Origin of the sequence: Hominisplanchenecus faecis (genome assembly GCF_020687205.1) — a bacterium.
GTDB lineage: Bacteria > Bacillota > Clostridia > Lachnospirales > Lachnospiraceae > Hominisplanchenecus > Hominisplanchenecus faecis.
In genome coordinates this window covers 1-24801 of the sequence record NZ_JAJEQE010000048.1, presented here as the reverse complement: position 1 = coordinate 24801, position 24801 = coordinate 1, and the positions used below count along the sequence as shown (strand labels likewise).

Sequence of the window (24801 nt, the reverse complement as noted above, 5' to 3'; positions counted from 1 at the left end):
TTTGCGATGCTGCCGCCCCAAAGAGCCGCTGTCTGAGCCTCGAAGAGGCGAGTTTAGGCGAAGGGCGGCTAACAGGCAAGCGAACCGAACAGGAAACGATGCGTGTCAGGAGATTGTTTTCGAATCATCATGGCGTACTATTTTTACAAAACTATTTTTATGGCGTTCATTTGCACATTTACACAAACCTCCGCCACAACTTTTTATTTGTCAAATGTAATTTCTTTATGATACACTGCATGTTCTGCAATATATTCCTCATAGGTTTTCGTCTTTTTCTTTTCTTCGTAATCTTCGGAGAAGTAATATCCTTTCAGTTCGTTCATATATTCATCTTCATCGCAGAGGTAAATATTGACTTTCGAGGTATCATACCCGTAGGTCTGGCGGCAGTCGGTAATATCTCCGGCGTAGTCCATGCGTTCTCCGTTTGCATCGAAGACTTCTGCGAAATAGTATTTGCCGTCTGTCTCGCTTTTGTCTTTCGGATATACTCGCAGTTCATATCTGGTTTTTACGACTTTTTCCAGTCCGACTCCGTCATCGTTGACTTCGTTTACTTCCACGGTCTGTGTATCTTTTGTATCCAGTTTGACATTAAGATCAAAGTCCCAGTTTCCTTCGTAATTTTTTTCATCCGCAACCTTGAAGTTTACATTGTCAAAGCGAATGGAATCCAGTGCCATATGGCAGGTAAAGGTATCGGTCGGTTCTGTCTCCAGAGAACTTAAATCTACTCGCAGCATACCGGCAAAGGTGTGATCGTCCACAAATTTTCCTTCCATATAATTAAATAAGAATGTTTTTTCATCCGGCATGAAGCTGAAGGTATTCTCTCCGCTGATGGCTGCCTGGTCAAAGTCTAAAATATAGTCTTTGACATGATCTTTGATTTTTATATCTTCTGGAAATGGCTCTTCACTGTAAAGGCTCATGGCAATGTACATGGCATTTTTATTATAGTAAACTTCGGATAATGTCACAGTAATGCCATTGGATGTCTTTGTATAAGTTCCATCTGCTGTGTTTTCTGTGGACTGTGTCAGAGTTTCTGCAACCTGACTGAAATCTCCTTTTACGCTGGTGTTATTTTCCACCTGTTCAAAAATGTGACCGATCAGTGGCATTTTTGCTGCAAAAGATGGATTAGAAATACATAACACCGATGCCAGTGCCACCGCAGCTGCCATTCCCATTCCAACTTTTGCCGTTTTTCGAAACGCTATTTTCTTCCGTCTCTTTTTCCCCTCTTCAATGCCTGCCCGGACCCGCTGATCCAGATCTTCCGGCACCGGAATCTTATCAAAGCCTTCGATCTGCTCCGGATTTTCGATATATTCAAATGTTTTCTGTTCTTTTTTCTGTTTCTCTCTATTCATCATTACGAACCCCTACCCTTCTTCTAAGATCAGTTTTAATTTTCTTTTTGCTCTGGAAAGATCTGATTTAACAGTCCCTTCTGCTCTTCCCGTGTAAGCTGCAATTTCGGAAATTTTCTTATCTTCAAAATATTTCTGTTTTATAATAGTTCGATACGGCTCTTCCAGAGACTCAACTGCATTGTGCAGATCGATGATCTCTTCACGGCTTGCCCCGCCATTCTCTTCTGCTCTGTCCCGTATCTCCGCATCCAGGCTTCCGATTTCTCTTTCCGCTTTTCGGAACATTTCGTTTGCACAGTTATAAATAATGCGTGTCATCCATGTGCGGAAATAGTTCGGATTTTTCAGATCTTTGATGGAAAGCATTCCGATGGTAACGGCTTCCTGGAAAACATCTCCCGCCAGATCTACATTTTTTACATAGCAGAATGCATTCCGGTAAAAATAGTCTTTATGAAGCTGTATCAATTCTCCGTAAGCTTTTGTATCGCCTTTTTTGGCTTTCCGTATCAGCCACGCTTCGCTGCTCATGTTTTATCACCTCCCAGGTTCTATGCCGGATTTTTTTGTATCCTGCATTTTCTGTAGGTTAGATGCTCTCCACCGGTAAAAGGTTGCAATGATGCAAAATTTTTTGCCCCCAACATCATTTTCATAAAAAGGACGGCAAATTTAAAATCTGCCGTCCTTTTTATTTTAGATGCCAGGGTAAGCGTACGAAGTACGAATTCGTATGACACCTTTTTAATCTTAACCTCTTTATTTTTTATTCTTCTGAAGAATCTCTGTAGTAGTTGATCAGACATCCTTTGAGGATAATCGTTCTTTCATCATCCGTCAGCTCATCCATTTTCAGGGTGATTTCTTTTAATCCATCTCCGACAACATAAGCTTTCATTTCTTTTGCTTTGTCTTTGACTGCCTGTTTTACGTTCGGGATAAACAGGTAATCGCCGTTTACAAACGGAAGCTCCCCTTTGTCAATGATAAATGGAAGCATACCCCAGTTGATCAGGTTGGAGCGGTATCTCTTTGTCGCATATTCGTTTGCGATGTTTGCCCAGCCGCCCAGTACTTTCTGACAGGATGCAGCCTGCTCACGTGCGGAACCATCTCCCGGTTTTACTGCGAAGATCGTGCTTCCAATACAGGTATTTTCACTGTTCATATCCGGATATGCTTTTTTGATCTCATCCCAGACCGGTTTGAGTTCATCAAAAGCTTCACATGGACAGTTTCCGGCTTCGCGGGCTTTTTCTGCTTTCTGTACTTCTTTTGCACGTCCTACATATGCCGGATCTTTTCTGGAGAGTGCAAATTCTGCCAGTCCAAGCGGGTTGGAACGGTAGGAAGATGTCTCTCCGGATGGGATCAGCTCGTCGGTTGTGGTAACCGGATCGTGGATCTCGGATACGACTTTCAATACCATATTTTCTGCCAGCGGTGCCATTTCCGGCCAGTCTTTGATGTTCGGGCCAAACTGGATCTCCTGATCCGGATTTGCCACGCCCTTGCTGTCGAATACACGGTTTGCGTAAATAGAGCTGTCGAAGTAATATTTTGGATTGCTGAAATCTACGTCCACATCGGTAGCCGCAGTCAGGTATCCTTTGTTTGCTGCAGTAGCTGCGATGGAACGTGCATCCATCAGTGCTACGGAAGAAATCTGGCCATTCTGCAGTTTGCTTCCTTCACGGTTCGGGAAGTTACGTGTAGAGTGACGGATACTCAGGGCATTGTTTGCCGGTGTATCACCTGCTCCGAAACATGGTCCGCAGAATGCTGTCTTCACGATCGCACCTGCTGCCATCAGATCTGCCAGTCTGCCGTTTCTTGCCAGTTCTACATAGATCGGAGTACTTGCCGGGTATACGCTTAACGTAAAGGCATCTGCTCCGATGTTGGAACCTTTCAGGATATCGGCTGCCGCACAGATGTTTTCAAATCCGCCGCCTGCACATCCTGCGATGATTCCCTGCTCTACATAGAGTTTGCCGTTATGTACTTTATCTTTCAGAGAATATTCTACTGCTCCGCCAAGGCTGACTTTTGCTTTTTTCTCTACATCGTCCAGAATATCCATCAGGTTTGCATTCAGCTCGTCGATGGTGTAGGTGTTGCTTGGATGGAACGGCATCGCGATCATCGGACGGATCTCGCTTAAGTTTACATAAACCATGCCGTCATAGTATGTAACTGCACCCGGATTCAGTGCTTTATAATCTTCACTTCTGCCATGGATATCATAGAAATCTCTGATCTTGTCATCATCGGTTCTCCAGATGGAGGACAGGCAGGTCGTTTCGGTTGTCATAACATCCACACCGATACGGAAATCTGCACTCAGTTTCTCTACGCCCGGTCCGACAAATTCCATGACTTTATTCTTTACATAGCCATTTTCAAAGACAGCTCCGATGATCGCCAGAGCAACGTCCTGAGGACCGACACCTTTCATCGGCTCACCGTCCAGATAAATCGCTACCACACCCGGCATATTGATATCGTAAGTTTTGGAGAGCAGCTGTTTTACAAGCTCCGGTCCACCTTCGCCCATCGCCATGGTTCCCAGTGCACCGTAACGTGTGTGGGAGTCTGATCCGAGGATCATCTTTCCGCCGCCTGCCAGCATTTCTCTTGCGAACTGATGGATAACTGCCTGATGAGGCGGTACATAGATTCCACCGTATTTTTTCGCACAGGTAAGTCCGAACATATGATCATCCTCGTTGATCGTTCCGCCTACTGCACAGAGGCTGTTATGGCAGTTTGTCAGTACATAAGGGATCGGGAATTTCTCCAGTCCTGACGCTCTTGCTGTCTGAATGATTCCTACAAATGTGATATCGTGAGATGTCAGTTTGTCGAACTTAATCTTTAATTTATCCATATTACCGGATGTGTTATGTTCCCGTAATATATTATAAGCGATTGTATTCTTCGCAGCCTCTGCTTTTGAAGGAACACCATCGCCCATTTTTTGTTTCAGTATTGCTTCTGCATCATGGTTATCTTCCACGATCTCGGTGCCGTTTACCAGATAAACCCCGCCGTCATATAACTTGACCATGTTCTACCTCCTGAAAATTGAAATCTTATTCACGAAACGGGCAGAATTCTGTCTTTTGCCCGCATAGGTAAAGTATAATCGCATCCGGCTAAAAAAGCAAGATGCGATTGTTTTCGGCATCAAACTTCTTTGCTTCATCTTTATCATGTGCAGCATAAAGTATGGTTGTGCCGTATCTTTCATGTAATTTTTCTATTTCTGTCCGGATCTGAACCTGAACTTTTTCGTCCAGACCATTTAAAGGCTCATCAAACAGAAAAAGTTTGGGTTTGCGGATGATCGCCCTGCCAAGAGCCACCCTCTTTTTCTGTCCTTCTGAGAGAATCTTCAGCCTGCGGTTTAACAGTTCTTCCAGTCCCAGCATATCTGCTGCTTCTTTTACAGCCGCTTCGATCTGCTCCGTGGAACATTTTTTCAGTTTCATTCCAAACGAAAGATTATCGTAAACGGTCATATTTTTATACAGACTGTAATACTGAAAAACCATGGCAATCTCCCGATCTTTTGGTTCGACATCATTGATCGGTTTTCCGTCCAGTTCCAGGATGCCTTCCGTCACATCTTCTGCTCCGGCGATCATACGAAGAACGGTGGATTTTCCGCATTTCGGAGAACCGGTAAGTATCACAAACTCTCCGTCTTCCATTTCGAGATTAAAATCTTTTACCGCCCAAAATCCATTTGGATACCGTTTGCTGACATGCCTAAGGGAGAGCTTTGCCATATTTTTTCTCCTGTTTTTATTTTGTGTTCTTGAAGTTATCCATCAGCTCTTCCAGCTCAGCGAGCAGACAGTCTACTCTGCCGTAGAAAGCGTCATTATTGGTCGGATTATCCAGCTCTCTTTCGATATGTATCAGCTCTTCTGTCAGTGCATGGATACGGTTCTTTCCTGCATTGTCTTTGTAGAGCATGTAACGGCTTCTCTCATTTTCTTCCGGGGTCATCTTTTTCAGAACAACTTCTACGTTTGGTTTTTCTCCGATATAACGGTAAGTGATCGATGGTGATGCATGGTTCAGAAGATTCTGGATATAGTAAATATCGTTTGTCTCTTTGTAATATCTCCATGCAAAGGTTTTACGCATCGTCTGTGCACCGATCGCATTCAGTCCCATGCTCTTTCCGACGTTTTTAAATACGCGGTAAGCCTGTTCTCTGGAAAGCGGTGCCGGTGAACCGGAATGTCCGAGGATCAGATAAGCCTCCGGATCTTTGCCTTCTGTATACTGGCTGATGATCTCTTTGAGTTCCTGCGGAATCTGAAAAGTACGTTTGATATTTTTTGTTCCGATACTTGCTTCAATGCTGTCTTTATCCCTGATGTCTTTGTTACGGAATTTCAGGATCTCCTGAAGCTGCAGACCGGTCCCCACTCCTATCTCAAATAAAATATAGTACTTGTCATCTACCTCTCTTAATTTCTGTTTAAATTTTTCAAGTGTTGTATCATCCTTGATCGGTGCTACCCAGTTCATACTCTTTTTAATCCTCCTCTTCTTTTTTCAGATCCTCTGTTTTTGGCTGTTCTGCCGGCAGGATCTCTTCTTCGGGTTTTTCTGTTGGTTTTATTTCTTTTGTTTCTTTTGTTTCTTTTGTTTCCTGTGCTTCTTTTGCTTTCTGCCGGTCGATCAGCTCTTCCATTTCCCGTAATCGCTTCTCTTCTTCTTCGGCTTCTCGCTTTCTGCGTTCCTCTTTCTCAAGTTCTGAACGAATCTCTGACTCGATCTCCTGGAAAGATTTGCTGTCTATATTTTCTTCTATCTTTCTTCGCTGTTCTTTGTCCTGCTCGCGTTCTTTCCTTGCCAGCTTATCGTTTTTGTCACGCATGTAAGCGATGACGATAAGCGGGATCATAAGCAGGATCAGGATCATCCCTACCGTCGCAGACAGCATTTCATGCTTATCTACCCAACCGTTGAAGGATGTCCATATATTCAGGAATCCAAATGTTATATTATCCATAAATTCATCAACTTTCTCTTCAAACCCTTTGCTGCCGGATGCATCTTTTTCCGGTGCTTCTGTACTTCCCGCTGTCCCTGTCTCACTGCCATTTGTGTCTGTCTGACCCTGCAGTGTCGCATCTGAAATTTCTGTCTTTGTCACCTCAAATGCCGGATTGTTAAACTTTAAGGTTTCCTCTCCGACTTCCCAGCCCTGATAACTGTAAACAATCTTGTTTCCGTCACAGAAACCTCGCTTCAGCTTGTCCGTTTTTAGTTTTTTCGGGATCGTAACGCTTACAGTACTTTTCCCTTCGACCGCCCGGATACCGGCTTCTTTCTGATCCAGAACGGATGCTGTGCCGAAATGACAGATACCTGCCAGCTGTCCGAGTGTTGTCGTATTAAGAGCCGCATCGACCTCTTCGTGGCGGAATTTGTCGAACCCGTAATCTAAAAGTTCCGCAGATTCATGAAAGGTTTTCCAGGAACCATTGACACGAAGCTCAACACACACCAGCGTCTTGCCGTCTTTCTTTGCATAAGTAACGAGCGTGTTCCACGCTTCGTCCGTAAATCCCGTCTTGCCGCCCTCGCAGTCTTTGTAAGTAAACTCACCGTCTTCATAGAGCATTTTCTGGTGATTGACCAGCCAGCGGTCTTCTTTCATATATTTTGTTTTCGGGATTTTGTATTCGACTGTTTTTGTTATTTTCCGGAACAGCGGAATCTGAAAGGCTGCCTGAGCAATCAGTGCCATATCGTGGGCACAGGTATAATGTTTTTTGTTGTGCAGACCATGTGGATTGACAAAGTGGGTGTTGACGCAGCCAAGCTCTTTTGCCTTGTCATTCATCATCTTCACAAAATTGTCCATCGATCCGCCGACGTACTCTGCGATCACATTTGCCGCATCGTTTGCAGATGCCAGCATGATCGCATACAGGGCAGAACGGACTGTGATCTTCTCCCCGACGGACAGCCAGATCTGGCTGCTGTCCGAGTCGATCGGAGCAAGTGCACTCTCAGATGCTTTCACTTTTGTATCCAGGTCACTGTCACTGATGTGTTCCAGGGCGACCAGCATCGTCATGATCTTGGTGATGCTCGCCGGATACAGTTTTGCTTCTGCGTTTTTGCTGTAAAGAAATGCCCCTGTATCCAGATCCATGACAGTTGCACCTTCTGCTTCTACCCGGGGACCCTGGGGCCATTTTTTCAATTCGTTTGTCTCTATCGTCCAATCATATGCCTCTGGAGTTTCTTCTACATATTCCTCCGTCTCTTCTGTGTACGTCTCATCATACACCTGTTCATCCTGGGCAATATCTTCTGCCGCAAACAGAACAGTCGGAGAAATGGTTGCAAGTACTATGGCGATGATAAGAAGACATGAGAGAAAATTTCTTTTCTTCATATGCTATCTCCGTTGTTTTCTGAAGTGCAGTTATCTGCTTTCCTTTTAACCCTTGGTTCTAAGTATATTATAATCATCCTGTTTTTTCAAGATTGTTATTACAGGATAACACTGTCAAAAAGTATCTTTTGTCATTTTTTCTTTTATTTTGCAGAAAATAACCGCTGTTGCCGTGCTTACCAGCGTGGCTGCGATAGCCGCTCCGGTGATGGCAGAGGGATTGCTGCTTCCGTACTGACTGCGATAGGCGATCACGCTGACCGGTATCAGCTGAAGGGAAGAAATATTTAAGATCAGGAAGGTACACATCTCATTGCTTGCGACTTCTTCAGGCAGACCTTTTTCTTTTTTTATTTCTGCCAGTTCTTCCATCGCTTTTAATCCCGCCGGCGTTGCCGCTGATCCAAGCCCGAGAATATTTGCGATCATATTTGCCGCGATATATTCCTGTACCTTATGTCCTTTTGGAATCCCCGGGAAAAGAAAATGGATAAACGGCTTTAATTTTTCGGACCATTTTCTGATCAGCCCGGCTCCTCTGGCTATCTCCATCACGCCAACCCAGAGTGCCATCATTCCGGTCATGGTGATGCACAGCGTCACGGCATCTTTTGCCGATGCAAATGCCGCATCTGTCACTGCCTGCATATTTCCCGTGACTGCCCCATAGACGATCCCAAGCAGTATCATTCCTATCCAGAGATTATTCATATTATAGTTTTCACCATTGTGCTTTTATTTATCACAGTTTATGCACTTTTTTCATACAAAAATACATTCTCTGTTCTTTTTCCGGCTTGACTATTTTTTCCGCTGCATTTATAATGAAATGCGTATTCGCATGGAGACGTAGCGAAGTGGCCGTAACGCGCCTGACTCGAAATCAGGTTGTCCTCCGGGGCACGAGGGTTCAAATCCCTCCGTCTCCGCTAACTATTCAAATTAATATAAGTTTATACAAAAAAGTACTGTACGGCTCGTTCTATTCACAGTGCTTTTTTTTGTATAATGGAGGAAAATCTATGCAGAAACAGGATTTTAAGAAACTTTTTGAACATGGACCTGTAATTCTGGACGGTGCGACCGGCTCTAATCTCATGAAAGCCGGTATGCCAAAAGGCGTATGTACCGAAAAATGGGTTCTGGAACATCCGGATACGATCATCCAGCTTCAGAGAGCCTATGCAGAATCAGGATCTCAGATCATCTATGCTCCTACTTTCGCTGCAAACCGCATCTCTCTGGCAAATCACGGTCTTTCTGATCAGGTAGATCATTATAACCACGCCCTTGTTGCTCTCTCAAAAGAAGCCGTACAGGGAAAGGCTCTGATCGCCGGAGATATCACCACGACCAGCAAAATGGATGCAGAATACGATGAGCTTCTTTCTGCCTATGAGGAACAGATCACCGCTCTGGTGGATGCAGGCGTGGATCTGCTGATCGCTGAGACGATGATCGGTGCAGACGAAACCATGGCAGTGATCGATGCCGCACATGCTGTCTGCGACCTTCCGATTCTCTGTTCTCTGACCATGCAGGCTGACGGCAGTCTTTTCTTTGGCGGAAATATTTTCGAGACAGCACCGATGCTCGAAGAGATGGGTGCAGATGCGGTCGGTATCAATTGTTCCACAGGCCCTGATCAGCTCGAAAATATTATCCAGAATCTTGCCGGCAGTCTCTCTGTTCCGGTCATCGCCAAACCAAATGCCGGTATGCCGACGATCAACGATCAGGGAATTGCTGTTTATGATATGACACCGGAGTATTTCGGCAAAAGCATGAAACGTCTTGTTGACCTTGGTGCCTCCATGGTCGGCGGATGCTGCGGAACAGATCCTTCTTATATTAAGGCACTTGTAAACGCAATCCGCTAAATTTTCTCTTACCCGGGTCGTATCCAGACCGAACGTATGTGAGGCTTTGCAATTTTATCAGCCGATCAGGTGTTGGCATAATAAAAAGACATACATCGCAGGATTTTTCTGTTTTGTATGTCTTTTTTATATAATCATGAATTTTTTCTTATTTTATTTGCTTGCATTTTTTTACCACGCACCGCACTTTGAACTTCCGCCACAAACGTTACTCCTACAGTTAGCTCAATCCAGGCACCCTCGCGTCACACAAAAGGTTCTGCTTAGTGCTGCTGCATTCCTGCCCTGACACGGTTCACAGATTTCTGTTGCACGAGACCCAAACGTCATCACCACTTATAGAAGGCAGCTTTGCAGCTAAAAACCCTCGGATTGGTATCACCCCTGCTGTAGCGGATTGCAGGTACAGGGCACCGCTATCTCCCCGGCTGCGTGGTCTAAGTTACTATATCGTGAATCCGCTGTTTTGTCAAGTTTTACTTCGGATTTTACCCCATCAGCCACCAAGCTCTACCATGCGGTTGATACATCTTCCTGCTCCTTCGAGCACGTTCTGCGGAAGGTGGATCTCTTCGCCGCCTCTTCCTTTCAGGCAGTTATAGACATCCATAAGTGTTGTGATCTTCATGTTCATGCAGGTGAGCGGAACTGCCAGCGGATAGAATTTTTTATCCGGACAGGCAAACTGAAGGTGTTCTACAATGCTGTTCTCTGTTCCGATGATAAATTCTTCTTTATCGGATTTCTTTGCAAAATCCATGATCCCTGTGGTAGATCCGACATAATCTGCTTTTTCGACAACTTCCTGACGGCATTCCGGATGGACCAGAAGCAGTGCATCCGGGTGATCTGCCCTTGCTTTTTCGACGTCTTTTGCACTGACTACGATATGACGCGGGCAGCCACCTTTATAAAAAGCAAAGGTTTTTTCCGGAAGCTGTTCCGCTACATAGCGTCCCAGGTTCGGATCTGGAATAAACAGGATTTTGTCGTTTTCCAGATGACTGCAGATTTCCACTGCTGAAGAAGAAGTCACGCATACATCACATTCCGTCTTGAGTTCTGATGTTGTATTGATATACGCCACAACCGTATAGTCCGGATATTCTGCTTTTAAGGTGCGAAGACCTTCCAGATCAAGCTGTTCTGCCATCGGGCATCCGGCTGCCGGGTTTGGCAGCCATACTTTTTTATCCGGGCTTAAAATTTTACAGGTCTCGGCCATAAAACGCACACCGCACATGATCACGCCGCTGCATTTGCTTTTGGATGCCTGTACGCTCAGTCCGTAAGAATCTCCCATATAATCTGCTACTTCCAGAATTTCCTGACCTTGATAAGCATGAGCCAGAATACATACATCCTGTTCTTTTTTCATACGCAGGATCTCCTGCTGAATTTCTGCTATTGTCATTCTTCGTTTCCTTCCTGTTTTGTATTCTGCTCCCATGGCTGAAGCGGTGCCAGGAGTCCTGCTTTTTTCAGTTGTTCTTCGATCAGATCCAGTCTCTCTTCGCTTGCTGCTTCAACCAGATGATAGTGATAACCGGATGTTGCATTACTCAGTGCACTGGAATTACTGTTGTTCAATGCGGTAATAAATTCATTTACATCCTGTCTTGACCTGATATCCATTTCTGCACTGACTCTTCCATAGACTCTGTGGCTGATACTGATATTGCAGATCCTGCCGCCACAGTCCACGATCAGATTCATTTCTTCTGCTGTCTGATCCGATTCATGACGAACTTTAAATTCACGGACGCAACTGCTGTCCTGCTGTATCACATATCCTCTTGTTGTTGATAAAATTCCCGGAGTCGCTGCACGAATCACTGCCATATCCTGCACGATCACCTGACGGCTGACTCCAAACTGGCTCGCCAGTTTTCTTGCAGCAACCGGTGCATCTGCATTCTGAAGAAGGTTTAAAATTTCATTTCGTCTTTCCGCAGTATTCATAGTTCCGGCTCCTTTCAGACTGCATGAAGGTTCTTCATGGAAATGTCCAGAATCGGAGCAGAGTGTGTCAACGCTCCGCTAGATACGAAATCAACTCCGATTTCACGGATGCGTGCAATATTTTCTTTTGTAATGTTTCCGGAGCATTCCGTCTGTGCTCTTCCATCGATCAGTTCCACAGCCTGTTTCATCACTTCCGGTGTCATGTTGTCGAGCATGATAATATCTGCTCCGGCCTCCACCGCTTCTTTTACCTGCTCCAGGGTTTCTACTTCAATCTCGATTTTGCGTACAAACGGAGCATATTCTTTTGCCATTGTGATTGCTTTTGTGATGCTTCCGGCTGCACCGATGTGATTATCTTTCAGAAGTACACCGTCTGATAAGTTGTATCTGTGGTTGCATCCTCCGCCCACACGCACTGCATATTTTTCAAATACACGGCAGTTTGGCGTCGTTTTTCTGGTATCCAGAAGTGTTACTTTGCTTCCTTCCAGAAGTTTTGCGACCTGTCTTGTATAAGTGGCAATTCCGCTCATTCTCTGCAGATAATTCAGTGCCACACGTTCTCCGGATAACAGTACACGGATGTCTCCGGTAAGCGTTGCCATCAGCTCACCTTTTTTTACCTCATCACCGTCTTTGCATTTAAAATCAATTTCTGTTTTCTCATCCAACATCTGAAAAACTCTTGCATAGACATCCAGTCCGGCGATAATTCCGTCTTCTTTTGCGATCAGATCTACCGTTCCTTTTACCTCGGTCGGCATAACTGCATTTGTAGAAACGTCTTCACTTGTGATATCTTCCTGCAGTGCCATACGGATCAGCTGATCCGCCTGCATTTTCATAGTTATACTATTCATTTGCTTTTTTCATCCTCTCTATCTCATTCAGCACTTGTTTATGATACCCTTCCAAAATTACATTCTGGTCTTCATATTGATTCAGATCCAGTCGGTCCGGTCTGCACATCTCCGGTGCTTCTCCAAATATCATATCATCTGCTGCCCGTCTTGCAAAGACCAGAGATTCCAGAAGCGAATTGCTTGCCAGACGGTTCTTTCCATGGACACCATTGCAGCTTGTCTCACCGCAGGCATAGAGTCCACGCATGGAAGTCCGGCTGCTCAAATCTGCCTGGATACCTCCCATAAAATAGTGCTGTGCCGGAACAACCGGAATCGGCTCTTTTCTCGGATCAAATCCTTCCTCAATACAGTGCTGATAAATGTTCGGGAAATGCTGCATGATCGTTTTTTCACCCAGCGGACGCATATCTTCCCATACAAAATCAGTACCGTCCTTTTCCATCTGCTCAAAAATCGCCTGACTGAGCAGATCCCTTGGCTGCAGTTCATTCGTAAAACGCTGACCGTTTTTGTCATAAAGAAGTGCACCTTCGCCACGGACAGATTCTGAAATCAGGAAACGTCTTCCCGGTTTATGTGAAAATAAAGTTGTCGGATGGATCTGTATGTAATCCAGATGCTCTAATTTCACCTGATGTTTCATTGCAATACCAAGTCCGTCTCCGGCAATATGCGGATAGTTGGTAGAATTCTGGAAAAGACCCCCGATACCACCGCACGCCAGCACAACAAACTGGGAACGGATCGGATAAACATTATTTTTTGCATCCATTGCAATCACACCGCCGCAGATATTGTCTTTCGATATGATATCTACCATTGTCATATACTCACAGATTTCAATATTTTCTTTTGTCTTTACCTGATCCAGAAGCGTCTGCGTAATCTCTTTTCCGGTAATATCCTCATGGAAGAGGATTCTTGGTCTGGAGTGTGCACCTTCTCTTGTAAATGCAAGCTCGCCATCCTCTGCACGCACAAAATCTACATTTCTCCACAGCAGATCACGGATGATATCGTTGGAACTTCGGATCATCAGATTGACCGCTCTTTTATTATTTTCATAATGCCCTGCACGCATGGTGTCTTCAAAATAGTCCTCATAATCATCTTCACCACGCAGCATGCAGATACCGCCCTGTGCCAGAAACGAATCTGACAGATCCGCCCCCTGCTTTGTAAGCATCAGAATTTTTTTTCTTTTTGGAAGATTCAGGGCACAGTAAAGACCTGCCGCTCCGGTACCTACAATAATGGCATCATAATATTCATTCATTTTCTTATACCTCTTTCCTGTCACGGATTTGTTTTGCCATGAGCGACATTATACTACTGGTCTTTGCACGTGTCAAGACACCTGTATATTTTCTACTGCCTTCCTGTTTTAACCCCCATTACTTTTTTCATGGCATCAAAGAAGAATCTCTGCTCTTTTGTAAAAAGAACTGCTTTCACTCTTTTTTCACGGTTTACTTTTTCTTGTTTTTCCTCTATAATCACCATAGAGCAACCAGCCATGGGAGTTACTAAGTTTTCAGAAGGGGCAAAGTCATGGATAAAAACAAATTAAACCACAATGCTGACAGGGGCAGTAACAAACAGCAGCAGCTGTACCTAAACATCGCTTTTTTCGGTGTTTTCGCCTGTGCCGCCCTGATTTTTTTACTGCTGGCTTTTGATAAAATACCGCCAGTCAGTGAACACAAAAAAGCAGAAAAAGAAACGTTATCAACCGAAGCTCAGTCCGAGACCGGAACCGAGTCTGCCACACCGAAAGAAACACTTGCTGCTGAGACAAGCATCACGATCAGCCTGATGGGTGACTGCACTCTTGGCTCTGCTCCGGATTCTGACCAGTACAACAATTTTGATGCTTATCAGTCCGTATATGGTATTGATTATTTCTTCCAGAATGTGAAATCTTACCTGGAAGGGGATGATCTTTCCATTATCAACCTGGAAGGTGCACTGACAACCGCTGAGAATTCAGCCAGCAAGAGCGATGTTTATAAAGGCGATCCTTCCTATGTTTCCGCACTCTCTAACAGTTCGATCGAGGCTGTCAACCTTGCCAACGATCACACCGAAGATTACGGAACCGCCGGTCTGACCGAAACACAGACCACTCTGAAAGACGCAGGGATCACGACTTTTGGCAACGACGATACCTCTGTTCTTGAGATCAAAGGCATCAAGGTCGGACTTGTCGGTATATCTGCCATTGACAAACAGGTAAGTGAGTGCAGGACACAGCTGACAAATGATATCAATGCAGTAAAAGAACAGGGTGCAAACCTGATCATCGTAAATTTCCACTGGGGAGCGAACGGCGAGACAACACCAGACAGCGACCAGACAACACTGGCACACGCAGCGATTGATGCAGGGGCAGATCTGGTAGTCGGACATCATCCTCACGTTCTGCAGGGTATGGAAGTTTATAATGGAAGAACGATCTTCTACAGCCTGGGAAACTTCTGCGATGGTGCAAATATGTACTCGGACGACATGGATACCGTTATTTTCCAGCCGACCTTTACTTTCAGTGCAGGCAAAGAGCTGACCCAAACAACGAATTCCATCATTCCTTGCACGATTTCTTCCGACAGCACATTCAACAACTATCAGCCAACACCGGCCGAAGACAGTGAGAAGACCAGAATCGAAGAAAAAGTCAAAGAACTGAGCAATCAGATCGGAAACAGCATTTCCGGAGATAATTCCGATGCAAACAGTACATCCGGCTCAGATGGAAATACAACCGCTTCCTCTGAAAGCGAGACTTCTTCCGAGAGCGAAACTTCCTCTGAGACAAGTTCAGACGGAAGCAGCAGTGATGGCAGCAATAATTCCGCTTCTGACGGAAACGACTCCACAAAACTGTTTTTACCGGAATAAAAATTTACCGTTGGTTTCCTAGCAGATGTAAGGAATGGAAATGCCGCACATTTTAAAATACTGTTTGCAAATGAACAGTATTGCATGTGCAAATGAACGAATTCCCCGAAGGGCACGTAAAAGTGCCTTCTTGGGAATTGTTCATTTTGCACATTGCCATACTTTCTTGAACAGCCATAGTTTTTTAAAACACTTCATATCATATTTTACACGCTGGCAGGAAACAGCCTTTTGCCACGCTAGTGTACGCAGAAAGTTTTTAGAATCAAAACATTCCGCATCAAGATAGTAAAAAAGCAGAGGCACAGTGACGGCGGCAAATTTTCGTTACTTTACTTCTGCTTTTTCATTTTCTGTATTTTGGCTTGAGAAATCTTTTCGCTTAAGCACTCACTGGCAGGCCAGGAGCTTTTGGCAATGTGCAGACGAACTGCATTGTAAAATATGGTGCGTAAAATAATACAGCCATGATGAATTCGAAAACAAATCGCTCTGACGGTAGCAAGGATTCCGTCGTGAGGTTTGCGATGTTGCCGCCCCAAAGAGCCGCTGTCTGAGCCTCGAAGAGGCGGGTTTAGGCGAAGGGCGGCTAACACACGAGCGAACCGAACAGGAAACGCAGCGTGTCAGGAGATTGTTTTCGAATCATTATGGCGTGCTATTTTACACAACTATTTTTTTATAACATTCATTTGCACATTCCTGAATCTCCGCTGTATACTTTCGCCGATATCACAGACACGATAGGCACAGTCAGTACGATCCCCAGTGTTCCTGAAATTCCTTTTATTACTTCAATACCAATCGAATACATATTTACTACCTGAAGGTACGGCATAATGTATGCATAAATTAAGATCATCGTATTGATCGCTCCTCCGGTAAATGCGAGGATCAGTGTATTTGACATGGTACCCATCATATCTTTTCCCACATGTATCCCTGACTTAAACAGTTCTTTCGCCGTCAGCTCCGGTCTTTTATTATGGATTTCTTCTATTGTCGAGGAAATAGAAACTGCAACATCCATGACTGCTCCAAGAGATGCAATCAGGATACCGGAAAACAGTACTCCGCCTATCTGAAGTTTACTGTTCTGAGACACATACACCATCGTTTCGATATCTTCAATGTTATAACCTGTGATTCTGGTTATTTTTCCAAATACTGTCGCAAACACGCCTGCGATCAGTACGCCTGATATCGTTCCCGTCATAGCACAGATTCCTTTTTTTGTACTTCCGCAGATCAGATAAATCGAAACTATCGTCACCACGATCACCACTGCAACTGCTGCCAGGAAGGGAGAGACACCTATGTACATCAGCGGAATGTATAAGTAAATAATGCAGATAAAGGTAAAAACAAGTGCCAGCATAGATTTCAGTCCACGTTTTCCGCCAACCAGAAATAATGCCGCTCCTAAAACTGCAACGATCAGCCATATAAAATTACCTCTGTCATAGCCATAAATACTTCCTGACAGTTCATCGCCATAACTGCTCAGCTGCACGATCACATTCGTTCCCTTTTTGCAATAAGTTCCGTAAAGATAACCATTCATGTTGTTTGCTTCGCATATTTTTCCTTTATATTTTCCTGATGTGATCTCTACTTTCACATTCTGGCTTCCGCCATTGACTTCTTTGTTTACTGTGTTATCCTCTACAACCTCAACAACTTTTGCTTTTACAAAATAAAAATTATCATCTGAAAGCAAAGGAACTCTGGTTATATTGGAATTAAATAACCAAAGTCCCGCTGCGAAGATTATGAGGAAAACCACAAATATTGCATTTGAATATTTTTTCATTTTCCGAATCCTCTGTTTTAATATAGTTCAGTTCTGCAACCATTTGCTTTGTGGCTCGCCGCCTGTAAAGTCGAAAGCCACCTCACATCTTATGTGTTTCGTCTGAAAATTATTTTGTTTTTACTTTAAATGTAATCTTCTGCTTTCCAAAGGAAGCCGTTACTTTTACTTTCTTTTTGCTCTTTTTCACAGCTTTCATTTTTCCTGTACTGGAAATTTTTACAACTTTTTTGTTTGAAGTTTTGTATTTTACGTTCTTTCCTGTAACACCGTTGATGGTCAGGCTGAGCTGTACCGTTTTGCCTTTCTTTAAAGCAATGGTTGAACCTGCTTTTACTGTCTTCTTTCCTGCTTTCAGCTGTAATTTTGCTGTTGCAGCAGGCATTACGTTGTTGTCTGTATTGTTGCCGTTATTATTGTTGTTATTGTCATTTACAGCATTGTTTGTTTCTTTTTTCTGCAGATTTACTTTTGCTTCCAGAAGACTGTCATACTGATTTTCAAATTTTTTCTTTGCAATGAGCAGCTGCATATCCATAGTCTTGTCCAGTAAAGTTGAGAATCCGGCTTTTAAAGCCGTGCTGTCGCCTCGTTTATAATCACTCTGAGCATAGCCATAGTAATTCAGCATATCATTTGCATTATCTGCATCATTCGTCTTATCATATACGGCTGCCAGCTGTGCTGCACCTTTATCCTCTGCTGTATATTTCATCAGGTCTTCGGCTGCTGCAATTTCGCTCTGCAGTTTATTCCAGGATGCTTCTGTATAACCATCGTTTTTGATTTCTTTTGCCTGTGCGATCAGATCCTTCATGGAAACCTTTTCGCCTGTTTTGTAGAGTGTATAATCATCTGCATATTTGTTTCCATTGTAATCGTATGTTTTGATAACGATGGATTCATCCGAAAAATCAATGGTTGAGAATGTCGGAATCTGTGTGTTGGAACGCTCTGCGATGTAATACTGTTTTGTGGTTGCCAGTTTATAGAACTTACTTCCTGATGCAGAACCTGCTGCAATGTAAAGTGTTCCTTCCGGATTGATTGCTACAGAATCATCATACTGGATCGCTGTTCCGTCTGCCATCAGATAGGATCTTGCATAAGAATGATCATGTCCGGTTAAGCACATATCAATACCGAACTCATCCATCAGCGGTGCAAACAGTGCTCTTAAGTTTGCTCCGTCTGTGTCAGAGTGCGGCTGACCGGAACCATAGATGTCGTGATGGAACATAACAACTTTCCATTTCGCATCCGGATTGCTTTCCACTGCTTTTTTCAGAAGTTCTCTGTGTTCAACGGTATTTCTGTTGTTGCTGTTCAGACTGATAAACAGTACGTTTCCATAGCTGAAGTAATAGTCAGAACCAGAGTTTGTGCTTCCAAGTCCATCTTCTGAATTCGGATTATTGTAGTGATATTTATAATCGGTTCCTTTGCTCTCGTGATTACCAATGGTCGTTGCCAGCGGGAGCATTCTCAAAAGTGCCGGATAAGTAAATCCTGCATATTCGCTTTCTCTGACATTCTTTCCGTCTGAACTGTCTGTTCCTGCATAGTCAATCTGGTCTCCTGCCGACAGAATAAAGCTTGCATTTGGTGCTGTGATCTTTGCCTGTTCCAGGGTTTTATTCCAGTTAAAGGTATCTACTGCAATATTGATATCATCGGCAGTTCCCTGACCCTGTGAGCCGGATGCTCCGATCTGCGGATCACCTACGAGAATTGTCTGAAAGTTTGTTGTCTTTTTTGTTGTATAGGACTGAACCTCGCTCCAAGCAGGATTTTTTACATCATCGGTATAACTGTAATAATAGGTTGTATTTTCTTCAAAAAGTCCTTCAACCGTAACTTTATTGGATGCTTTATATGTATTTTTCTGATTCGAACGATTAATCTCCGTTGCCGTTCCTTTAAATTCCTGTGCATCGCTCAAATCTTCTTTTTTTCCGATTTTTACTGCCGGCTCGCCCTTTTTCTGGCTGTACCATGCAAATCCCAGATCTTTTGCTGTCTTACCAGGTGTTAAGATAATTCTTGATGAATCATAGGATTCACCTTCTCCGGTAAGATTTCCCTGATCGTCTTTTTTATTCCAAACGGTATCTTTCCAGGTGGTATAATCTGAAATATTCTGTGTATCTGAAAATAATGTGCTGCTTGCACTTGTCTCTCCATATGCAAAAACATTGACCGGTGTGGATGTTGCCGCTACTGTTACTGCCATTGCTGCAGCGATAATCTGCAAAGCTTTCATTTTTTTCATATTTTTTATTCTCCTCTGCCTTCGCAGGCTCTTTTTAAATGCATTTTGATTCTTTTATTGATAAGTCTTATCATTTGGCAGTATACAGGTGTTATGTAAAGACAATTTGCGGATGTGTGTAAAATCTAAGTAAATTTAACTTTCTTTTTTTCCCGCAATTCTTTAAAAAAATCACTTAACATGGTGCTGCATTCTTCCTGAAGAACTCCTTTTGTCAGTTCCACCTGATGATTGAAGCGATCCATCTGCAAAATATTTAAAACGGAACCGGCGCAGCCGGCCTTCGGATTCATGCTTCCGATGACCACTCTGGATACTCTCGCCTGAACGATTGCCCCGGCACACATCTGGCATGGTTCTAACGTAATGTACATCGTACATCCTTCCAGTCTCCAGTCACCAAGTTTTTTGCTTGCTTTCCTGATCGCATTGAGTTCTGCATGGGAAAGTGTATTTTTATCGGTGTTTCTGCGATTGTAACCACGTGCGATAATTTTATCTTCATAAACGATCACGCAGCCAATCGGAACTTCATCCAGTGCTTTTGCTTTTTTCGCCTGTCGGATGGCTTCCTTCATATATTTTTCGTCTGTTGTCATATTTTTCTTTTGCCTTTCTGTAAATGTGGTATACTGAAAATATCATTTTTTATACAAATTCAAGTCGAACGCACGTGAGACTTAGCATGCGATTCCGGTCATCTCTGGCTAATATTTACCTGACAGAATCGCTGTGTATACATTGATTTTTTGCAATTTTAATTCCAGGAGGTTTTTATGAATATTCATGGTTTTATCACTTTAACTCTATTAGATTACCCGGAGCATCTCGCTGCTTCCATCTTCCTTGGCGGCTGCAACCTGCGATGCCCTTTCTGTCAGAATGGAAACCTTGTCCTTTCGCCGGAAAATGAACCTTCCATCTCCGAAGAAGAAGTGCTTGCCTTTCTGAAAAAAAGAAGCGGTATTCTCGAAGGAGTCTGTATCAGCGGCGGTGAACCTACGCTGTATCGCGAACTGCCGGATTTTATATCAAAGATCAAAGCTCTTGGATATCTTGTGAAATTGGATACAAACGGAACAAATCCGAAAATGCTTCGTTTTCTTTATGAAAACCATCTTCTTGATTATATTGCCATGGACATCAAAACGCAACCGGAACAATATGCAAAAGTTTCCGGGCTGCAGCCGGATGCTGCAGGCACACAGAAACTTCTGCAAAATATCAATCTTTCAAAAGAATATATTATGTCCTGCGGCATAGATTATGAATTTCGCACAACCGTTGTAAGGGAACTGCACGACGAGGAAGATTTCAGAGAAATCGGAGCATGGCTTTCCGGCTGCAGCCGCTATTATCTGCAGCCTTACCGGGAATCAGAACACATTCTTGCTTCCATGAGAAATCCAGATGTCTGTTTTCACGCACCGGATACGGAATCTCTGCATCGTTATATTGAAATTTTAAAAAATACAATTCCAAATGCGGAATTGCGCGGAAAAGATATCAAGTAAATAATTTGGGGCACATCTAAATTCCGTTTTACTGTCTCAACATGAAGTGCTTTAATCTGTTTTTCATTATACAAAAATGCCTGTGACATTTTATAATCCAAAAACGTCACAGGCACTTATTTTTATTCCGAGCATATTTCTTTTATTTAATTTTTACACTCTTTGGTAATCCGCTTGCCCGAAGCAATTTTGTATAAAGTTTCTTTTTTGATTTCGGAACTTTCACAACAGCATTCTTTGAAATACCTTTGAAAGCATTGCTTCCGATCTTTTTCAGGTTCTTGCTTTTAATTATAATTTTCTTCAGATTTTTACAGTTTTGAAATGCACTTTTACCAATCTTTTCCGTTGTTTTTCCAACAACCAAAGTTCTTACCTTCTTATTTCCTTTCAGTGCATTTTTTGCTACGGATGTAACCTTATATTTTTTTCCATTCAGTTTTACTGTACTGAAAATTCTCAGGTTCTTCTTTTTGTCACCATTCACTGTACTGGTAATCATCTTTGCAGTATTTTTTCCGGTTATGCGGTATGTAAAAATACCTATCTTATTCTTATTCTGATCCGGAGCCTGAGACGGTGTCTCCGGCGTCTGTGATTCCTCTGTTTCAACCGGCTTTTTTTCCAGTGCTGCGATTGCATCCTCGATTGCTTTTGCCATCTGGTCTACTTCCGCCTGCTCCGTGATATTCTTTCCACGTATCACTTTATCGATTGCTTCCTGTACTGCTGAAAATTCTTTGTAATCGTCCTTCTTCAACGCATTTGCTTTTTCGATCGCTTCGTCCACTTTCTTATAATCTGCGTCTTTGTACGTCAGAGTAAATGTTTGTGTATGGGTTGCTGTATCAGCTGTAATGGTAATTTCTGTATTTAGAGTCTCACAGTTGTCAGCAGTGATTTCCACCGGATAAGTGCCTGCTTCAAGTTCAGAAGAATTTGCCGTTTCCTGTCCGTTTACTTTTATGACCGCACCTGTCAGTCCAGATGGAGTCACAGTAAAGAAAACGGAATATTTTACATTCGGCAAAAGCGGTGTTTCACCCTGACTGAAACGATAGATACCGCCAGCAGCACTGATTTCATTATAGAAATCTTCTGTTTTCATATACTCGATCGTTTTCGCTGTACCTGCCCCATCTTTATTTGCACAGGCAGATACATTTTCCGTCTCGGCAAAGAAATTATTTTCAAAAGTTGCCAGAGCTTTATCGGAACTGTCTTTTTTTCCTGCGATTGCACCAAAACGTTTATACGGAAGTGTGGCAGTATACTGCGTCAGATCAATTTCGCCGCCAAAATAGCAGTGGCTGACTGTATTATCACTGCCGTCCTTTGAATTCGTGCCAACCACACCAACAATACCGCCCATATCCGTGATTCCTTTTCCAAGTGGTGTCAGTTTACCGGTTGAACAGCAATTTATAATTTTTGCAGTTCCGCTGATCTGACCTGCGATCCCTCCAGTTTGAGGAGCGTAAGACTTTATATCTCCGGAATTAGAACAGTAACGTATTTCCGAAGTTCCCATGACCATTCCTGCAATTCCACCTACGTAAAAACTGCTCACATCATTGGTTATTGTGATATTACCTTTATTTTGACAATATTCTATTACTGTATTTTCTGCATATCCACACAACCCGAAAGTTCCGTTGATATACTTGTCATGATTATTGAACACTACTTCCGATATACAATCAGAAATTTTTGCACCATCCGTATATCCGGCAAGTGTACCTAAAAATACATATCCTTCCCCGGCATCATCAATATTCCCTTTGAGCGTCAGTCCGGAAATTTCCGCCCCCCCAAGGAATCCGAATAATCCTCCAATATCCTCTTTTCCATACATTGAAGCATAATCAATATTTGAAATACTATGACCGTTTCCATAAAATTTACCACTGAAATAATGTTCAACATCTCCTTCGTCATTGGTACATCCGATCGGCGTCCACTCAACACCTGTCAGATCCAGATCTGCTTCAAGAGATACCACCGCATTTGTCCTGTTATCGTACTTACCGGCATTTACATCTTTTGCAAATTGCAAAAGTTCGTCAACGGCTGTGATAACTGTCTTGCTTTCCTGCCCGTTTTCTTCTGCCAGTGCTGTCACTGGAACAAGCGACATCACAAGGCACAATATAAGCATAAAACTCAGTAATTGTTTTTTCATACTCTTTTTCCTCCTGTCAGATAATGTCAAAATTTACATTTACTGATTTTATTATAGCAGAAAACATTTTTAAATGGAACTAGCCAAACGGTTAGTATGTTGCGGTCTACAATATTTTTACAACAGCATTTATATCAGATTTTTGCACCAGTAACCAAAGCTCTGTTCTTTTATTTCCGATGTCCGCTCTGCTTTTGCCCTGCGAAACTCCGGAAATCCGAACATTTCTGCCATATTTTTTTCGCCATAAAATCCAGGGATTCCAAGAATATAGCCTCCCTCTTTACTTTTTCCTATCATCAGATGCTGATGCTGATAATATCCATGCATCAGAAAACTGTTGCTTCCCTGCCGCAGACCTTTCTGCCAGAGAATTTTTAAGTCCGATGGCTGAATGCGAATTGCATCTTCTATCTTTTCATCCTGCACCGGCTGAAAATGTATATAACGTGCTGTGGCACGATTCCATCTGGTATCCGTTCCCGGCTCGCAGCCCTGACATTTGTTTTCTGTTTCTGCACTTCTGATTTCGTTCTCGTTTTCAGATTTTCCCGCAGTTTCTTTTTGTGATATTTCTTCATCTGTTTCTTTTGGTCTTTCCTTCTGTGATACTGCATCCTGTAATTCCTGCGATATTTTTTCTGATACTTCTTTTTGAAATGTTTCTTCCGATATTTTTTCTGATCTATCTTTCAATGATACTTTTTCTGGTATTTCTTCTGACACTTCTTTTGAGAATATTTCTTCCTGCATCTCTTCTGCCGTGATTTCCGGCTCCGCTTTCGCATGTTCCGTTATATCCAGATTTATATTTTCTTCCTGCAATTCCTGATCAGCTTCTGACTCTGTAGATTTTTCGCTTTTTTCGTTTTCCTTAATCCCAACATTTTCTTTATCTGTTTCATTTTCTTCAACGGTTTCTTTATCTGTTTCACTCTTTTTGACATTTTCTTCGTCTGTTTCTGCCTTTATTTCTTCTGGTTTCCCAAGATTTTCGATCGCAATTGGCTCATCATCGAAAACGGTCATCCAGTTTCTACCGCTCTGACTTCTGATATAGATTCCACAGACTTGTTCAAAACGACAGGATTCTTCCACAAACGGTTCTTCTGGAACGGTAAAACGCCGGTCAAATCCACTGCCCTGTGTCTGCCCTTCTCCAATCAGGAGAATAATAGGATTGTTTTTTCCGCTCTCTTTTGGCTGTCGCACAATTCCGAATACTTCTGTTTTTCCATCCAGCATTCTTACATTTTGAATATGTATCTGGATGCGGCAAATGGCATTTCGCAGTTCTATTTTTGCAAACCCTGTATTCTGCATCTTCTTTCCATTTACATATTCATAAATATAAGCCACAAAACGATGATAATCTGCCATCCATCTCGTCCTCCACAGACCTCGATTTTCTGGTGTGATTATATGCTCGTTTTGTGGCTCATATGCAAGGCAGATATTTCTGCCCTCTGTATCACTGAACTGTAACCATTTTTCTGGTTCTTTTATATTCTTGCTGCTGCCACTCAAAATGTGATTAAATAGACTCACACCGAGATAATGTAGACCCTCACGAGTTCTACTTACTGCTTTATC

Annotated in this window: 19 protein-coding genes, 1 tRNA gene, 1 other RNA gene and 1 pseudogene; 4 read left to right on the top strand and 18 right to left on the bottom strand. The window is 43.0% G+C overall.

Annotated features, from left to right (window positions below):
• Positions 1-203 precede the first annotated feature (203 nt).
• The 7 genes and pseudogenes from LKD42_RS12000 to LKD42_RS11970 all read right to left on the bottom strand — a co-directional run bounded on the left by LKD42_RS12000 (position 204) and on the right by LKD42_RS11970 (position 8526).
• Positions 204-1379, bottom strand: a complete 1176-nt coding sequence (locus tag LKD42_RS12000; RefSeq protein ID WP_248835831.1) for a DUF4179 domain-containing protein — start codon at positions 1377-1379, stop codon at positions 204-206.
• Positions 1380-1391: 12 nt separating this feature from the next.
• Positions 1392-1913, bottom strand: coding sequence for a sigma-70 family RNA polymerase sigma factor (locus LKD42_RS11995; RefSeq protein WP_248835830.1), 522 nt, complete (start codon positions 1911-1913; stop codon positions 1392-1394).
• A gap of 235 nt (positions 1914-2148) precedes the next feature.
• Positions 2149-4452 (bottom strand): hydratase, encoded by a 2304-nt coding sequence (locus LKD42_RS11990; RefSeq protein WP_248835829.1) that lies wholly within the window; start codon positions 4450-4452, stop codon positions 2149-2151.
• Positions 4453-4582: 130 nt separating this feature from the next.
• Positions 4583-5176, bottom strand: a pseudogene (locus LKD42_RS11985) (ABC transporter ATP-binding protein); the annotation flags it as partial.
• A gap of 16 nt (positions 5177-5192) precedes the next feature.
• Positions 5193-5930, bottom strand: a complete 738-nt coding sequence (locus LKD42_RS11980; protein ID WP_022118231.1) for a tyrosine-type recombinase/integrase — start codon at positions 5928-5930, stop codon at positions 5193-5195.
• A 7-nt stretch (positions 5931-5937) separates the two neighbouring features.
• Positions 5938-7815: a D-alanyl-D-alanine carboxypeptidase family protein gene (locus LKD42_RS11975; RefSeq protein WP_248835828.1), complete on the bottom strand. Its 1878-nt coding sequence runs from the start codon at positions 7813-7815 to the stop codon at positions 5938-5940.
• Positions 7816-7929: 114 nt separating this feature from the next.
• The gene (locus LKD42_RS11970) at positions 7930-8526 is read right to left on the bottom strand and encodes a nucleoside recognition protein (RefSeq protein ID WP_147632911.1); all 597 of its coding nucleotides are present in this window, start codon (positions 8524-8526) and stop codon (positions 7930-7932) included.
• 132 nt (positions 8527-8658) lie between these two features.
• On the opposite strand from LKD42_RS11970, the gene LKD42_RS11965 reads away from it, so the two are divergent.
• Together LKD42_RS11965 and LKD42_RS11960 are read left to right on the top strand one after the other, a co-directional pair.
• Positions 8659-8744, top strand: a tRNA-Ser gene (locus LKD42_RS11965).
• A 93-nt stretch (positions 8745-8837) separates the two neighbouring features.
• Positions 8838-9695, top strand: a complete 858-nt coding sequence (locus LKD42_RS11960; protein ID WP_248835827.1) for a homocysteine S-methyltransferase family protein — start codon at positions 8838-8840, stop codon at positions 9693-9695.
• Between the two features lie 174 nt (positions 9696-9869).
• On the opposite strand, the gene ffs is transcribed toward LKD42_RS11960, so the two are convergent.
• The 6 genes from ffs to LKD42_RS15125 form a co-directional block, all read right to left on the bottom strand.
• Positions 9870-10131, bottom strand: an RNA gene (gene ffs, locus LKD42_RS11955) — signal recognition particle sRNA large type.
• Between the two features lie 60 nt (positions 10132-10191).
• Positions 10192-11109 (bottom strand): quinolinate synthase NadA, encoded by a 918-nt coding sequence (gene nadA / locus LKD42_RS11950; protein WP_173866190.1) that lies wholly within the window; start codon positions 11107-11109, stop codon positions 10192-10194.
• Positions 11106-11657, bottom strand: a complete 552-nt coding sequence (locus LKD42_RS11945) for a transcription repressor NadR (RefSeq protein ID WP_173866191.1) — start codon at positions 11655-11657, stop codon at positions 11106-11108. Before LKD42_RS11945 ends, nadA begins: the two co-directional genes overlap by 4 nt.
• Before the next feature lie 14 nt (positions 11658-11671).
• Complete coding sequence (nadC, locus tag LKD42_RS11940; RefSeq protein WP_147632915.1) at positions 11672-12523, bottom strand: carboxylating nicotinate-nucleotide diphosphorylase; 852 nt, start codon at positions 12521-12523, stop codon at positions 11672-11674.
• A complete protein-coding gene (locus LKD42_RS11935; RefSeq protein ID WP_022118588.1) occupies positions 12516-13805 on the bottom strand; it encodes an L-aspartate oxidase in 1290 nt (429 codons plus the stop codon). The genes nadC and LKD42_RS11935 overlap by 8 nt, the downstream gene beginning before the upstream one ends.
• 92 nt (positions 13806-13897) lie before the next feature.
• Positions 13898-14029 (bottom strand): hypothetical protein, encoded by a 132-nt coding sequence (locus tag LKD42_RS15125; RefSeq protein ID WP_283095011.1) that lies wholly within the window; start codon positions 14027-14029, stop codon positions 13898-13900.
• Positions 14030-14080: 51 nt separating this feature from the next.
• On the opposite strand from LKD42_RS15125, the gene LKD42_RS11930 reads away from it, so the two are divergent.
• A complete protein-coding gene (locus LKD42_RS11930) occupies positions 14081-15427 on the top strand; it encodes a CapA family protein (RefSeq protein WP_248835826.1) in 1347 nt (448 codons plus the stop codon).
• 688 nt (positions 15428-16115) lie between these two features.
• Here the strand turns inward: LKD42_RS11930 and LKD42_RS11925 are convergent.
• The 3 genes from LKD42_RS11925 to tadA all read right to left on the bottom strand — a co-directional run bounded on the left by LKD42_RS11925 (position 16116) and on the right by tadA (position 20111).
• Positions 16116-17147 carry a YibE/F family protein gene (locus tag LKD42_RS11925; RefSeq protein ID WP_248835825.1) on the bottom strand — a complete coding sequence of 344 codons (1032 nt, stop codon included), beginning with the start codon at positions 17145-17147 and terminating at the stop codon, positions 16116-16118.
• Between the two features lie 202 nt (positions 17148-17349).
• Positions 17350-19512 (bottom strand): purple acid phosphatase family protein, encoded by a 2163-nt coding sequence (locus tag LKD42_RS11920; RefSeq protein ID WP_248835824.1) that lies wholly within the window; start codon positions 19510-19512, stop codon positions 17350-17352.
• Between the two features lie 125 nt (positions 19513-19637).
• On the bottom strand, positions 19638-20111 hold the full coding sequence (gene tadA, locus LKD42_RS11915) for a tRNA adenosine(34) deaminase TadA (RefSeq protein WP_215658812.1): 474 nt from the start codon (positions 20109-20111) through the stop codon (positions 19638-19640).
• Between the two features lie 177 nt (positions 20112-20288).
• Between tadA and LKD42_RS11910 the strand changes: the two genes are divergently transcribed.
• Positions 20289-21026, top strand: coding sequence for an anaerobic ribonucleoside-triphosphate reductase activating protein (locus LKD42_RS11910; RefSeq protein WP_248835823.1), 738 nt, complete (start codon positions 20289-20291; stop codon positions 21024-21026).
• Between the two features lie 142 nt (positions 21027-21168).
• Here LKD42_RS11910 and LKD42_RS11905 read toward each other — a convergent pair whose 3' ends face one another.
• Complete coding sequence (locus LKD42_RS11905; protein WP_248835822.1) at positions 21169-23208, bottom strand: GLUG motif-containing protein; 2040 nt, start codon at positions 23206-23208, stop codon at positions 21169-21171.
• Between the two features lie 129 nt (positions 23209-23337).
• Positions 23338-24588, bottom strand: coding sequence for a hypothetical protein (locus tag LKD42_RS11900; protein ID WP_248835821.1), 1251 nt, complete (start codon positions 24586-24588; stop codon positions 23338-23340).
• Between the last annotated feature and the right edge of the window lie 213 nt (positions 24589-24801).